Below are 12,999 nucleotides of genomic sequence, written 5' to 3'. Positions count from 1 at the left end.
AAGAATTTTGGTGAATGAACATGCCATATCAGGTGAAGATTGATGCGTTTGAAGGGCCGTTAGATTTGCTTCTCCATTTAATTAATCGGCTCGAAATTGATATCTATGATATTCCAGTTGCTGAAATTACCGAGCAATACTTCCTATATATTAAAACGATGAATGAACTGCAACTTGATGTTGCCAGTGAATTTTTAGTAATGGCGGCTACATTACTCGTAATTAAAAGTAAGATGCTTTTACCAAAGCATGAAGAGGTATTCGATGAGGCTGATTCTGAACTGACGTACGAAGAAGACCCGAGGGAAGAGCTTGTTGAGCGCTTAATTGAGTATCGAAAATATAAAGAGGCTGCACATGACCTGAAAACAATGGAAGAAGAACGAGGACTTATGTATACCAAGCCGCCAAGTGATCTTTCTGATTTTGCAAAAGAAAAACAGCCGGAAAAAGCAGAATTAAATGTCTCTTTGTACGATATGCTTGCTGCCTTCCAGAAGCTTCTGCGAAGGAAAAAATTGCAGCGGCCAATGACAACAAAAATTGCCCGTCAAGAAATATCGATAGAAAAAAGAATGACAGAAATTATGGTTGAATTAAAACAGCTTAAAGGAAGAAAAAACTTTAATGAATTATTTCCATATCCCGCTAAGGATCATATAGTTGTAACGTTTCTGGCTATATTGGAACTTATTAAGAGAAACGTGATCGACGTGGAACAGAACGGAAACTTTGGTGACATCTTTGTGGAAGCTGTAAAGAAAGGGGCAGAAGCAGTTGGAAATAATTAATTGGAGCAGCATACTTGAAAGCCTATTATTTGCAGCCGGTGATGAGGGCCTTTCGCTAAAGCAGCTAGCGGAGGTTTTGGAAGTAGATGAACTTAGAGTAAATGAACTGATTGAGAACTTAAGGAAGGAATATGAAGAAGCGAATAGAGGCATAATGGTTGTCCAACTGGCTGGAACCTACCAACTTGCAACTAAGAAAGAAAATGCGGTCTATTTAAAGAAGCTAGTCGATTCTCCCCATACATCTACACTGTCTCAGGCAGCGTTAGAGACGTTGGCCATTATTGCCTATAAACAGCCCATTACCCGTGCTGAAATTGAGGAGATTCGCGGTGTGAAAACGGAAAGGCCGCTGCATACACTTGTATCAAAGATATTAATTAAGGAGGTTGGCAGGGCTGAAGGGACAGGAAGGGCTTTTCTATATGGTACAACAAAGGAATTTCTTGATTATTTTGGTTTAAAAAGTCTCAAAGAGCTTCCACAGCTTCCGGAAAAAGTGGAGGAAAAATTTATCCAAGAAGAAGCAGACCTGTTTTTTGAGAAATTTACAGAAACAATTAATTCCTAAACTACAATCACAGGAAGTTTTTATGCTAAAATAAATATACGTTTTCATAATGGTTATTCAGTTATCCAAGAAGAATTGGGCATTTCGATGAGGAGCGGGATGAAGTTGCTAATTAAAGAGTGTAAAGGTTTTGAATTAGAAAAAGAAAAGTCAAATACTTCAGAGGACTTTTTTAACAGAAGTGAAGTGAAGTTCGTTGAGGATGGAGAGGAAAAAACCCTTCACGTTCTATATGTGAGGTATTTTGATCAAATTATCTCTGAGTTTACTCCGTATCAGCAAGACCCGGTTATTACCCAAGAAGGATTTGAAGTGTATTTTAAAGAAATAGCAGCACTTGTCTGTCTGTTGAAAAATCCTGGTCTTCGCAGCCGTAAACGTCTATATATTAATTCTAAGCATGAATTTGCTGCTTATTTTCAAAATATTAATTTTACAAAATTACCTGAAATATTGCTTTCTGTTAAACAAAATAAAGGGTATGAGCTTCGATCACCACTTGAGTTTGTCTTGCAGCCGCAATAAACGATCCATGGGGATATATTTAGGGGGTAATTATGGGAAATACGTTGGTTAAAACGCAGCTAAATGATGTGAAAGAATTTTTAACGAAGTCGATCGCAACACTTGAGGATTTTTTAAATGAATCAACTATTTCGCAATTATCAATAGAAACTGATGAGGATCGTAATTACAATAAATTAGTCTTTTCTAATTTACGGAAATTAGTTGTATTTAGTGGAGAAGGTCTTGAAACTTGCTCTATTATTTTGCTGAACGAACCTTTTCAAAAAGCGGCAGCAGAAAAAACTCTTTATAAAATTTATCATCAATGTATCGAAGAGTTTTTCTCGCCGAAGAATGATGCATGGTTTGAAGATAGCAGGTCTGCCTATACAGGAAGGAACTCAATTAAATTTTATCGAAATGTTTCGGAGAGTATAGTACAACTGATCCAGAGCTTAGAAGGAGACTTTCAGAGAATTAGAGAAGAACTGGAGTACTATGAAACAGATTACCGAACAAAGATGATACAAACGAAATAAAGTGATGACTGTCCAGTAGATGGGCAGTCTTTTTCGTTCTTAACCATTGAAAAAACTCATACCCTTTAGGAAGAATGCCTGATGACCAAAACACTGAATAGATGGAGTGAGCAGAATGGATCGTTTCAGCCAATATGTAAATGAACTATTTGATTGGAATGAACAAATGAAGCAATTTCTACAATCAGAGAAGGTTGGCCACGACTCTGAATTATGGGAAAAACTTGATGAATTTACCGAATTAATTGAAGGTACGAACCGGGAGTTATCATCAGAAGAATTGCTTAGTTTGCAAGCGAAAGCCGAGAACATCCATGAGCAATTGGAGCATTACTTTCGAAGGAAACAAGAGGTTGGGAATATTTGGATTATAGAAAAAGCTCTCCCTCCTGGCGGGCATACCCTTCCAGATCTGCCATACCCCTATAATGGTTTAGAGCCATATATATCAGAGGAAATCATGAAATTGCATCACGACAAGCACCACCGATCATATGTTGATGGATTAAATCGGGCGGAACTCCATTTAAAAAAGGCAAGGGAAACCAATGATTTTTCATTGATAAAACATTGGTCTAGAGAACTTGCCTTTCATGGATCGGGTCATTATCTTCATACAATTTTTTGGCGGGTTATGAGCCCCAATGGCGGAGGAAATCCACAAGGATTGTTAAATGAAGAAGTACAACGATATTTTGGAAGTGTTGAGGCCTTTAAAAAACAGTTTTCAGAAGCTGCCAAGCAAGTAGAGGGTGGCGGATGGGCCATTTTGGTTTGGTCACCGAGAGCGAGACATTTAGAAGTACTGCAAACTGAGCGGCATATGTTGTTAACGCAATGGGATACAATTCCTCTCCTCGTTCTCGATGTTTGGGAGCATGCTTATTATCTGCAATATAAGAATAACAGGGCAGAATATGTAGACAATTGGTGGAATATCGTGAACTGGCATGAGGTAGAAATTCGGTTTGAAAAAGCGGCAGATATTAAGTGGCCCGCCTTTTGATCCAGAAAAAAGCAATGAATTTAGCATTCGACCCCTTATCGAATGCTTTCTTTTTTATCTATGAAATTGTCATAACAGTCCTTGTCTTGCATAAAATTGAATTGTACAAGGCTAAATAAGATAGATTGCTAAGAAGGAGACGAGGTTGATCGGATGAGAATGAAATCAAAACTGTTAACAATTTCCCTCGTGGTCTCACTATTTATGGTTAACATTCCTCAAAAGGTTGATGCTTCTCCTGGGGTAAGTGCAGCAAGCGCTGTGCTAATAGAGCAGAAAACTGGACGAGTTCTCTTTGAGAAGGATGCACACACAAAGAGAAGAATCGCTAGCATAACTAAAATCATGACAGCGATTCTTGCGATTGAATCGGGGAAATTGAATCAAACAGTTAAAGTGAGCGAACAAGCGACTCGTGCCGAAGGGTCGTCGGTTTATTTAAAACCTGGCGAAGAAATTAAGCTTAACGATCTTGTCTATGGTTTAATGCTGCGGTCTGGTAATGATACTGCTGTGGCCATTGCCGAGAAGGTGGGAGGAAGCTTAGATGGCTTTGTCTATTTAATGAATCAAAAGGCTAAGGAAATTGGGATGTATAATACCCATTTCTCCAATCCACATGGACTTGATGATCATGAAAATCATTATTCTACGGCATATGATATGGCCATCCTCATGCGCTATGCAATGAAAGACAAAACCTTTCAAAAAATCTCAGGGACAAAGGTATATAAAGCACCGAATCCAACAGAAAATTGGGACAGGGTATGGAAAAACAAAAATCGCCTCCTAACAAAATATAAGTATACTACTGGCGGAAAGACCGGCTATACAAAACGTGCAAAACGAACGCTTGTCACGACAGCCACAAAAGGGGATATGAATTTAATTGCTGTAACTTTAAACGGCCCGGATGATTGGAATGACCATATATCTATGTATGAAGGCGGGTTTAAAGAATATGATATGGCGGAAGTGGTTGCAAAGGGGAAAATCGATGCAGCAAACACCCAATATTATAAAGGTGTTTTGTATGTAAAAAAATCAATTGTTTACCCCGCCACTAATAATGAAATGAATTTGTTTTCTGTTAAATTGAAATTAAATAAATCTAAGAAAAAATGGATCGTTTCGAAAAATGAAGAAATAGTTGGAAAAGCAGCTGTATATTTGGATGGAAAAGTTGTTCAGGAGGAACCTATTTATTTCCAAAAAGTTCAAGAAAAAAAGAAAAAGAGTCTGTTTGATTTTGTAAAGGAAATTTTTCTTTCGATTGTCGGTGTGAATGGCAATGGTTAATTACATTTGGGTAGGTATGATGATCATTGGATTTGTATTTGCGCTGTTTAACGGGACAATAGGAGAAGTAAATAAGGCAGTTTTCGATGGTGCTAAAGAAGCGGTCACACTCTGTATCGGTCTCATTAGTGTTCTTGTTTTCTGGCTTGGAATGATGCGGATTGCGGAAGAGTCCGGGCTCCTCGAAAAACTGTCAAAGTTATTTCGTCCACTGGTAAAAATCTTATTTCCTGAAGTTCCCCATAAACATCCGGCGATGGGCTACATCCTATCTAATATGATTTCGAATATGTTTGGTTTAGGAAATGCTGCAACCCCCCTGGGAATCAAGGCGATGGAGGAACTAAAGAAATTAAATGGAGGGAGAAATGAAGCAAGCAGATCTATGGTTACCTTTTTAGCCATCAATACTGCAAGTATTACAATTATTCCCACTACGGTTATTGCTATAAGGATGAACTATCATTCTGCATCACCAACAGAAATCGTAGTGCCTACTATCATTGCAACGATCCTTTCAGCAATAGGGGCAGTGCTGATTGACCGTTATTTCTATTATCGCAGAAGTAGAAAAGGATGATGAAGTTATGGGGTTAATCTCAACTATTTCACTGACTTTTATTCCTTTGCTAATTGGGTTTATTCTTTTATATGGCACATTTAAGCGGGTGCCAACGTATGAAAGCTTTGTTGAAGGGGGAAAAGAAGGAATAAAAATAGCTGTTTCTATCATTCCCTTCCTGGTCGGAATGCTAGTTGCCATCTCAATCTTTCGTGCGTCCGGTGCATTAGATGCCTTGATGAATTGGATTAGGCCTTTGATGACGACGATGGGAATACCAGCAGAAATTGTTCCCTTGCTTATTATTAGGCCAATCTCGGGAACAGCTGCGCTGGGAATGACCAGTGATTTAATTGCCGTTTACGGTCCTGATTCTTTCATTGGTCGGCTTGCATCTGTCTTGCAAGGAAGTACCGATACCACGTTTTATGTATTAACCGTTTATTTCGGTGCAGTTGGGATTAAAAAAATGGGTGATGCCCTAAAAGTAGGACTCCTTGCGGATGTGGTAGGAATTATCGTTTCTATTATCATAGTTGGTTTTATTTTTGGCACTAAATAGTTTAAAGCTAGGGTATGTTCCATTAGGAACATACTTTTTTATTTTTTCAATAAAATAATAGCCGTTACTTTGAAAAGTGGAGAAATTGTGTCATAATTCATGAGGATAGAATAATGAAATGCTCCCTTACTAAATAGGAAATATTTCTATTAAGGTCAGGTTTTCAATATATCCGGAAAATTTTGAGGTGAAAAAATGGAAAGATTACAAAAGGTAATAGCCCGGGCGGGTATTGCTTCAAGGAGAAAATCCGAAGAGTTGATTAAAGAAGGCAGAGTAAAAGTGAATGGCAAAGTTGTTACTGAACTGGGTATAAAGGTCTCCCCATCAGATAAGGTAGAGGTAAATGAAATCCAAATTGAGAAAGAGGAACCCGTTTATTTCCTTTTATATAAGCCGAGAGGAGTTATATCAAGTGTCAGCGATGACAAAGGCAGGAAGGTTGTCACTGATTTTTTTTCGCAGTTTAAGGAAAGAATTTTCCCGGTCGGCCGTCTTGATTATGATACATCAGGATTGCTGCTAATAACAAATGACGGCGAGTTTGCTAATTTATTGATGCACCCAAAAAATGAAATCGACAAAGTGTATGTCGCGAAAACAAAAGGAATTCCTTTAAAGGAAGACTTGAGAAAATTGGAAAAAGGAATCCGTCTTGAGGATGGAAAGACAGCCCCTGCGAAGGTCAAATTGCTATCGGTAGATAAAAAGAAGCAAACAGCGATTGTTGAAATTGCCATTCATGAGGGCCGAAACAGGCAAGTGAGAAGGATGTTCGAAGCGATCGGAAATGAGGTTCTGAAATTAAAGCGTGAACGATATGGTTTCTTAACATTAAATGGGTTAAAAACCGGTGAGGCAAGAGAATTGACTCCACACGAAGTAAAGCAGCTGAGAGCTCTTGCTATGGATAAACCAAAGAAAAATTCATAAAATCGTCACAATTGCTACTTACCTTAACACTATGTAAGTATTGGAAAATGCTATAATTTAAGACGAACTGTGTCGTGTTATGTACGGGAGGTTTTTTTATGAAGAAACGGCGACTTGTCATAAGGACTATTATTTTACTTATTTTAGCTGCTGCGGTTGGTTATTCTCTTTATTCTAATCTTACAAAAGATAACAAACAAAAGGTTGCGGTGGGGGATGCGGCTCCTGACTTTGCCTTGGTCGATATGCAAGGAAATAAACACCGCCTTTCTGACTATCGCGGGCAAGGAGTGTTTTTAAACTTCTGGGGAACTTGGTGCCCCCCTTGTAAGAAAGAAATGCCTTATATCAATAATCAATATCATCAGTATACGGATCAAGGTGTACAAGTCGTGTCTGTCGATATACAGGATACTGAACTTGCGGTTAATCAATTTGCTGAACGTCTCAAGCTGGATTTCCCGATCATGATTGACAAGGATAAAGAAGTGATGAATGTTTATGGTGTAGATCTTCTGCCTGCAACATTTTTAATTGATAAAGACGGCAAGGTGGTAGAATATTATACCGGCGAACTCACGGAATATAAGGTTAAGGAGTTTATGGAGAAAATAAAACCATAAGGGATTGTAGGGAGTTTTTTACAATGAAAGATGTAAAATGTGAATGCGGGCATGTAAATCCGCATGGAACCGTGTTATGCGAAGCCTGTGGTAAAGTGCTGGATGAACAGGATCGAAATAATAAAGAACTTCTTGATATGCGGTATGAGGGAAGTGCCAGGCGCTCACAAACGTATAGCAAAACCTTTATTGATAAAATATGGAATTTTTTTTCGTCGGTAAAGGTAGGTGTTTGGCTGATTATCATTACATTGCTTGCCTCCATAGTAGGAACCATTCTGCCGCAGGAAATGTATATAAACTTGCCGGCGGATGTGTACTATGAACAAGAATATGGCTGGTTTGGCAACTTATATTATCAGTTAGGATTTCATGATTTATTCGGCTCATGGTGGTATTTATTATTAATTGCCATGATCGGTATTTCCCTTGTTATTTGCAGTCTTGACAGGGTTGTTCCGTTATATAAGGCATTAAAGGCACAAAGAGTCACTAGACATGAAGGGTTTTTAAAGCGTCAAAGGGTATTTGGTGTGAATGAGACCGTCGATGAAAAAGATTTTCTCACCATCAAAAAGAACCTAAAGGAAAAACGATATCACGTTCGCGAAGAAAATGGTGATTTATTAGCTGAAAAAGGCCGATTTTCCCGCTGGGGTCCCTATGTAAACCATGTGGGCCTAATTATCTTCTTATTTGGCGGAATGCTTCGGTTTATCCCTGGTTTTTATGTGAATGAGAACTTATGGGTAAAAGAAGGTGAAACTTCTGTCGTACCGGAAACAGGTGAACGCTTCTACATTAAGAACAACCAATTTATTCTGCAGCACTATGATAAAAATGAAGATAAAACGTTCGAAAAAGCGCTTGAGCAAGCTGGTGATGTTGTTAAGAATTATCAATCGAACGTTGTTTTATTCGAACGTGTTAGTGAAAACCTTCCGGGTGAGGAGCCTAAATTAGAAAAGATTAAGGAATATAAGATTCGAGTGAATCATCCGTTGTCCTTTGATGGTTACTCCGTTTTCCAATCCTCATATAGAAGTGAGCTCAAGGCGATGACTTTTTTGCTAACAAATAAAGATACAAATCAGACATTTGGTGAGGTTCAAATTTCCCTGGAAGATCCAAAGGCTAAATATGATTTGGGGAATGGCTATTCTGTCAGGATATTAAATTATTTTCCGGACTTTGAATTTGACAAGAATGGGGAACCTTCTACGAAATCGCGTACACCCAATAATCCTGCCTTTGTTTTTGAGATGACTTCACCTGATACTGCAAAACCTGAAACGAGTTTTGTTGCCATTAAGCAAACGATTGAGCCGTTCGGTGATAATACGTATAAAATGGCATTTAAAGGGATAGATACGAAAAATGTTTCAGGTTTCACTGTTCGTAAAGACTCATCCTTATGGGCGTTCATTTTAGGAGGCATCATTTTTATGATTGGTGTCATTCAAGGTGCTTATTGGAACCATCGGAGAATTTGGGTGCAAAAGAAGAACGGCCAAGTTTGGGTTGCTGCCCATACAAATAAAAACTGGTACGGATTAAAACAGGAACTTAATACGATACTTCATGATACAAAGCTTGATATTCCAGAAGATCAGCTTCAAAGGGAACATGCGGATAAGGAGGGCATCTAGTTGGCAAATTTAAGCAGTAATTTATTATTTATCGCTTTTATTCTTTATTTAGTTGCAACACTATTTTATGGTGGATCAATTAAAGCGAAGAAGGGAAATGAAAAGAAAGGAACCAACAAATGGGGGACTATTGCCGTATTTTTAACGATCGTCGGCTTTATTTCACAGCTTGGTTATTTTATCACCAGATGGATTGCGGCAGGACATGCTCCCGTAAGTAATATGTTTGAGTTTACGACATTCTTCGGAATGGCTCTAGTTGGTGCATTTATCGTTCTTTATTTTATTTACCGGACAACTTTACTCGGACTATTTACCATGCCTGTAGCAATCCTTGTTATTGCTTATGCAAGTATGTTTCCTAAGGATATTTCTCCGTTAATACCGGCATTGCAAAGTTATTGGCTTCATATCCATGTTACCACTGCAGCAATCGGGGAAGCGATTCTGGCCATCAGTTTTGCAGCAGGTCTTATCTATCTAGTAAAGGCAATTGATCAGACAAGATCGAGCAAACGAACCTTTTGGCTTGAAGCGGTTATGTTCTCATTGGTTGTGGTACTTGGTTTTGTTGTTGTATCCTCCGTATTTTCAGGCATGGGTTATCATGAGAAATTCAATTGGATTGATAAGAATAGTAATCAAGCCGTTGTAGAATATAAGATGCCTGCTATTACTGGCCCTAATGAAGGAGAATTACTGACAAAAGACGGATTTAAGCCAATCATTGAGATGCCTGCAATTATTAATGCCAAAAAATTAAATACAGTTGTATGGTCTTTACTAGCAGGGATTTTACTTTATGGTGCTATTAGGCTAATCTTAAGGAAGAGGATTGCAGCAGCACTTCAGCCGCTTGTAAAAAATATTAAACTCGACTTTGTTGATGAGATAAGCTATCGCTCAGTGTTAATCGGTTTCCCTGTATTTACGCTAGGGGCACTTATTTTTGCAATGATTTGGGCGCAAATGGCCTGGTCAAGATTTTGGGGCTGGGATCCAAAAGAGGTTTGGGCACTCATCACATGGTTGTTCTATGCCGCTTTTATGCATCTCCGACTCTCAAAAGGCTGGCATGGCGAAAAATCGGCATGGCTTGCCGTAATAGGCTTTGTCATCATTATGTTTAACCTTGTTGCCGTTAATCTGGTTATTGCTGGTCTGCATTCTTACGCCGGGTAAATGACTTGGATAGGAAACAAATTATATAGCCTTCACTTTTTTATAAGTGAGGGCTTTTTTAAAACATAATAAAACGGTAAACTATCTAATAAATTGGCGTTGTCAAATTTTTGACACTTTTTAAAAGAGTATTTACCGTGAAAATATAGAAAAATACAATACCATTTTGTACAATAAACTTCATGGGGGGATTATTAATGGAAAAAGACGTGAAAATTTTAGTTGTTGATGATGAAGAAAGAATTCGCCGTTTATTAAAAATGTATTTAGAACGCGAAGATTATATAATCGATGAAGCAGAGGATGGAAATGAAGCCTTAGCAAAAGCATTTACTAATGATTATGACGTCATTTTACTTGACTTAATGATGCCGGGTAAGGATGGCATTGAGGTTTGCCGTGAATTAAGAGAGAAAAAGGCTACTCCTGTTATTATGTTAACAGCAAAGGGAGAAGAGGTAAATCGAGTTCAGGGCTTTGAAGTCGGGACGGATGATTATATTGTTAAACCATTCAGCCCCCGGGAAGTGGTCCTACGAGTAAAAGCATTATTAAGAAGGGCATCACAAACAACCTATTTGCAAACAGAAACAACTACAAAGGATGTTATTGTCTTCCCTCATTTAACAATTGATAATGATGCACACAGGGTGAGTGCAAATGGCAAGGAAGTAAGCTTAACGCCTAAAGAGTATGAATTGCTTTATTTCTTGGCAAAGGCACCGGATAAAGTGTTCGATCGGGAACAATTGTTGAAAGAAGTTTGGCATTATGAATTTTTCGGAGATTTACGAACAGTGGATACACACGTAAAACGTCTCCGTGAAAAATTAAACAAGGTGTCAGAGCAAGCTGCGAGTATGATTGTAACAGTGTGGGGAGTCGGCTACAAATTCGAGGTTGTAAATGAATGACCTTTTTACGAAGCGTTGTAGGTAAACTTTGGTTTACCATCCTTTTATTAGTTTCATTTGTTCTATTTATCTTAACAGTCATGCTGCTAGAATTCTTTCAAAACTATAACATTGATCAAACAAAAAAGGCTTTAACCAATACGGCTGAAAAAATTGCCTATGTTTTGGAAGAGCATCCCGATACATTATCACTTGGTTTAGAAATATCCTGGGAATTTGTCGATGAAGTAACAAAAGTAGTAGTTGTTAAAAATGAAGATGAAGTCTATTATTCCCCAAATACCGAAAAGGCAAAGAAATTGTCGATTCAGGATATTAAAAATGATCCAGATTTGGCTCAAATATTTTACAACAATAAAACCGTTGAAAAGGTTTCCGACCTTTCGATAAATAACGGTAATCAGGATGCCAATTATTCCATTATTGGTGTGCCATTGCATCTTCCAGGTGAAAAAAATGGTGCTGTATTTATTTATCAGTCATTAGAAGCAATGCAAGAAACTTCGCATAACGCTACCAAATTTATTTTGCTTGTTGCTGGTGTTGCCATTATTCTTACAACCATCTTTGCCTTTTTTTTATCGACAAGAATTACAGCCCCGTTAAGGAAAATGAGAGAAGCGGCATTTGAGGTGGCGCGAGGGAAATTTGATACAAAGGTCCCAATCCTTACTCATGATGAAATCGGGGAGTTGGCAACGGCTTTTAATCAGATGGGCAGACAATTAAAGTTCAATATGAATGCCCTTAGTCAGGAAAAAGAACAGCTGGCCAGTATCTTGAGCAGTATGGCGGATGGGGTAATTACCTTTAATCGAGATGGGACAATTTTAATAACCAATCCACCGGCTGATCGCTTTCTGCAATATTGGTATTATGAAAAAGGGGGATTCAGTTCTGATTCCGAGTCAATTCCTTCACAAGTAATGGAACTTTTTCAGCAGGCGGTAGATACAGAAAAAGAGCAGATTGGTGAAATTTCTCTTCAAGGCCGTCATTGGGTCATTTTGGTTAGCCCATTGTACAGCAATCAATTTATTCGGGGAGCAGTAGCTGTATTAAGGGACATGACAGAGGAAAGACAATTAGATAAAATGAGAAAAGACTTTATAGCGAATGTTTCCCATGAACTGAGAACGCCTATTTCCATGTTACAAGGATACAGTGAAGCAATCGTAGATGACATTGCGGAATCACAAGAAGAGAAAAAAGAAATGGCAAAGGTCATTTATGATGAATCATTGCGTATGGGCCGCCTTGTAAATGAACTGCTTGATCTTGCCCGTATGGAAGCGGGACATATTCATCTATCGATGGAAGATGTAAATCTTTCACCTTTTATTAATCGGATTATCCATAAATTTCAGGGATTGGCAAGAGACAAAGAAATCAAATTACATGCGGAGATTGAAAATGGAGTTTCGACGTTTGTATTTGACCCGGATCGTATTGAACAGGTTCTGACAAATTTAATTGATAATGCGATAAGGCATACACCAAGGGGTGGAGCAGTTTCTTTATTGGTAGCCTCCGAAGACAAGGGAATAAGGATGGAAGTTAAAGACTCCGGCTCTGGAATCCCAGAAGAAGATCTGCCTTTTGTGTTTGAACGCTTTTATAAAGCAGATAAAGCTAGAACAAGGGGAAGAGCTGGTACAGGCTTAGGGTTGGCAATTGTAAAAAATATTATTGATGCCCACCGCGGTCATATTTCCGTTCAGAGTAAAATGGATAAGGGAACGACATTTTCCTTTCTTCTCCCACGAAAAAAGTAAAAAAACTAAGTATTTTGACGATTGTTCTTGATTCACAAGGAACAATGTAAAGCTCATCTTTCATCGATGAGCTTCTTTGTATTTAA

General features: G+C 38.3%; 14 protein-coding genes. All 14 read left to right on the top strand.

Annotated features, from left to right (window positions below):
• Window positions 1-20: 20 nt before the first annotated feature.
• The 14 genes from ACO1D1_RS16335 (at window position 21) to ACO1D1_RS16270 (ending at window position 12,913) form a co-directional block, all read left to right on the top strand.
• Window positions 21-791: a segregation/condensation protein A gene (locus tag ACO1D1_RS16335; protein WP_149872749.1), complete on the top strand. Its 771-nt coding sequence runs from the start codon at window positions 21-23 to the stop codon at window positions 789-791.
• The gene (gene scpB, locus ACO1D1_RS16330) at window positions 778-1,362 is read left to right on the top strand and encodes an SMC-Scp complex subunit ScpB (protein ID WP_423336477.1); all 585 of its coding nucleotides are present in this window, start codon (window positions 778-780) and stop codon (window positions 1,360-1,362) included. The genes ACO1D1_RS16335 and scpB overlap by 14 nt, the downstream gene beginning before the upstream one ends.
• A gap of 105 nt (window positions 1,363-1,467) precedes the next feature.
• Window positions 1,468-1,887, top strand: coding sequence for a hypothetical protein (locus ACO1D1_RS16325; RefSeq protein ID WP_423336511.1), 420 nt, complete (start codon window positions 1,468-1,470; stop codon window positions 1,885-1,887).
• Window positions 1,888-1,919: 32 nt separating this feature from the next.
• On the top strand, window positions 1,920-2,408 hold the full coding sequence (locus tag ACO1D1_RS16320; protein ID WP_149870845.1) for a YpuI family protein: 489 nt from the start codon (window positions 1,920-1,922) through the stop codon (window positions 2,406-2,408).
• Window positions 2,409-2,523: 115 nt separating this feature from the next.
• Complete coding sequence (locus ACO1D1_RS16315) at window positions 2,524-3,414, top strand: superoxide dismutase (protein ID WP_149870844.1); 891 nt, start codon at window positions 2,524-2,526, stop codon at window positions 3,412-3,414.
• A gap of 153 nt (window positions 3,415-3,567) precedes the next feature.
• A complete protein-coding gene (locus ACO1D1_RS16310) occupies window positions 3,568-4,713 on the top strand; it encodes a D-alanyl-D-alanine carboxypeptidase family protein (RefSeq protein WP_423336476.1) in 1,146 nt (381 codons plus the stop codon).
• Window positions 4,706-5,293 (top strand): nucleoside recognition domain-containing protein, encoded by a 588-nt coding sequence (locus ACO1D1_RS16305; RefSeq protein WP_149872748.1) that lies wholly within the window; start codon window positions 4,706-4,708, stop codon window positions 5,291-5,293. The genes ACO1D1_RS16310 and ACO1D1_RS16305 overlap by 8 nt, the downstream gene beginning before the upstream one ends.
• A 7-nt stretch (window positions 5,294-5,300) precedes the next feature.
• On the top strand, window positions 5,301-5,837 hold the full coding sequence (locus ACO1D1_RS16300) for a spore maturation protein (RefSeq protein ID WP_149872747.1): 537 nt from the start codon (window positions 5,301-5,303) through the stop codon (window positions 5,835-5,837).
• 195 nt (window positions 5,838-6,032) lie between these two features.
• A complete protein-coding gene (rluB, locus tag ACO1D1_RS16295) occupies window positions 6,033-6,770 on the top strand; it encodes a 23S rRNA pseudouridine(2605) synthase RluB (RefSeq protein ID WP_149870842.1) in 738 nt (245 codons plus the stop codon).
• 98 nt (window positions 6,771-6,868) lie between these two features.
• Complete coding sequence (resA, locus tag ACO1D1_RS16290; RefSeq protein WP_149870841.1) at window positions 6,869-7,393, top strand: thiol-disulfide oxidoreductase ResA; 525 nt, start codon at window positions 6,869-6,871, stop codon at window positions 7,391-7,393.
• A gap of 23 nt (window positions 7,394-7,416) precedes the next feature.
• Window positions 7,417-9,042, top strand: a complete 1,626-nt coding sequence (resB, locus tag ACO1D1_RS16285; protein ID WP_149870840.1) for a cytochrome c biogenesis protein ResB — start codon at window positions 7,417-7,419, stop codon at window positions 9,040-9,042.
• Window positions 9,043-10,224: a c-type cytochrome biogenesis protein CcsB gene (ccsB, locus tag ACO1D1_RS16280; RefSeq protein ID WP_149870839.1), complete on the top strand. Its 1,182-nt coding sequence runs from the start codon at window positions 9,043-9,045 to the stop codon at window positions 10,222-10,224.
• Between the two features lie 197 nt (window positions 10,225-10,421).
• Window positions 10,422-11,138, top strand: a complete 717-nt coding sequence (locus tag ACO1D1_RS16275; RefSeq protein WP_149870838.1) for a response regulator transcription factor — start codon at window positions 10,422-10,424, stop codon at window positions 11,136-11,138.
• A complete protein-coding gene (locus ACO1D1_RS16270; protein ID WP_149870837.1) occupies window positions 11,135-12,913 on the top strand; it encodes an ATP-binding protein in 1,779 nt (592 codons plus the stop codon). The genes ACO1D1_RS16275 and ACO1D1_RS16270 overlap by 4 nt, the downstream gene beginning before the upstream one ends.
• The last annotated feature ends 86 nt before the right edge of the window (window positions 12,914-12,999 follow it).

Origin of the sequence: Neobacillus sp. 19 (assembly GCF_049463095.1) — a bacterium.
Classification (GTDB): Bacteria; Bacillota; Bacilli; order Bacillales; family Cytobacillaceae; genus Neobacillus.
The sequence above is the reverse complement of the archived record's forward strand: the minus strand, read 5'-3'. Positions and strand labels throughout refer to the sequence as shown.

Bases quoted from the DNA above. Each gene is read 5' to 3' on its own strand.
- ACO1D1_RS16310 (WP_423336476.1), top strand. From the start codon at position 3,568: ATGAGAATGAAATCAAAACTGTTAACAATTTCCCTCGTGGTCTCACTA.
- ACO1D1_RS16305 (WP_149872748.1), top strand. From the start codon at position 4,706: ATGGTTAATTACATTTGGGTAGGTATGATGATCATTGGATTTGTATTT.
- ACO1D1_RS16320 (WP_149870845.1), top strand. From the start codon at position 1,920: ATGGGAAATACGTTGGTTAAAACGCAGCTAAATGATGTGAAAGAATTT.
- rluB (WP_149870842.1), top strand. From the start codon at position 6,033: ATGGAAAGATTACAAAAGGTAATAGCCCGGGCGGGTATTGCTTCAAGG.
- resA (WP_149870841.1), top strand. From the start codon at position 6,869: ATGAAGAAACGGCGACTTGTCATAAGGACTATTATTTTACTTATTTTA.
- ACO1D1_RS16300 (WP_149872747.1), top strand. From the start codon at position 5,301: ATGGGGTTAATCTCAACTATTTCACTGACTTTTATTCCTTTGCTAATT.
- ACO1D1_RS16315 (WP_149870844.1), top strand. From the start codon at position 2,524: ATGGATCGTTTCAGCCAATATGTAAATGAACTATTTGATTGGAATGAA.
- ACO1D1_RS16275 (WP_149870838.1), top strand. From the start codon at position 10,422: ATGGAAAAAGACGTGAAAATTTTAGTTGTTGATGATGAAGAAAGAATT.
- ACO1D1_RS16335 (WP_149872749.1), top strand. From the start codon at position 21: ATGCCATATCAGGTGAAGATTGATGCGTTTGAAGGGCCGTTAGATTTG.
- ACO1D1_RS16270 (WP_149870837.1), top strand. From the start codon at position 11,135: ATGACCTTTTTACGAAGCGTTGTAGGTAAACTTTGGTTTACCATCCTT.
- resB (WP_149870840.1), top strand. From the start codon at position 7,417: ATGAAAGATGTAAAATGTGAATGCGGGCATGTAAATCCGCATGGAACC.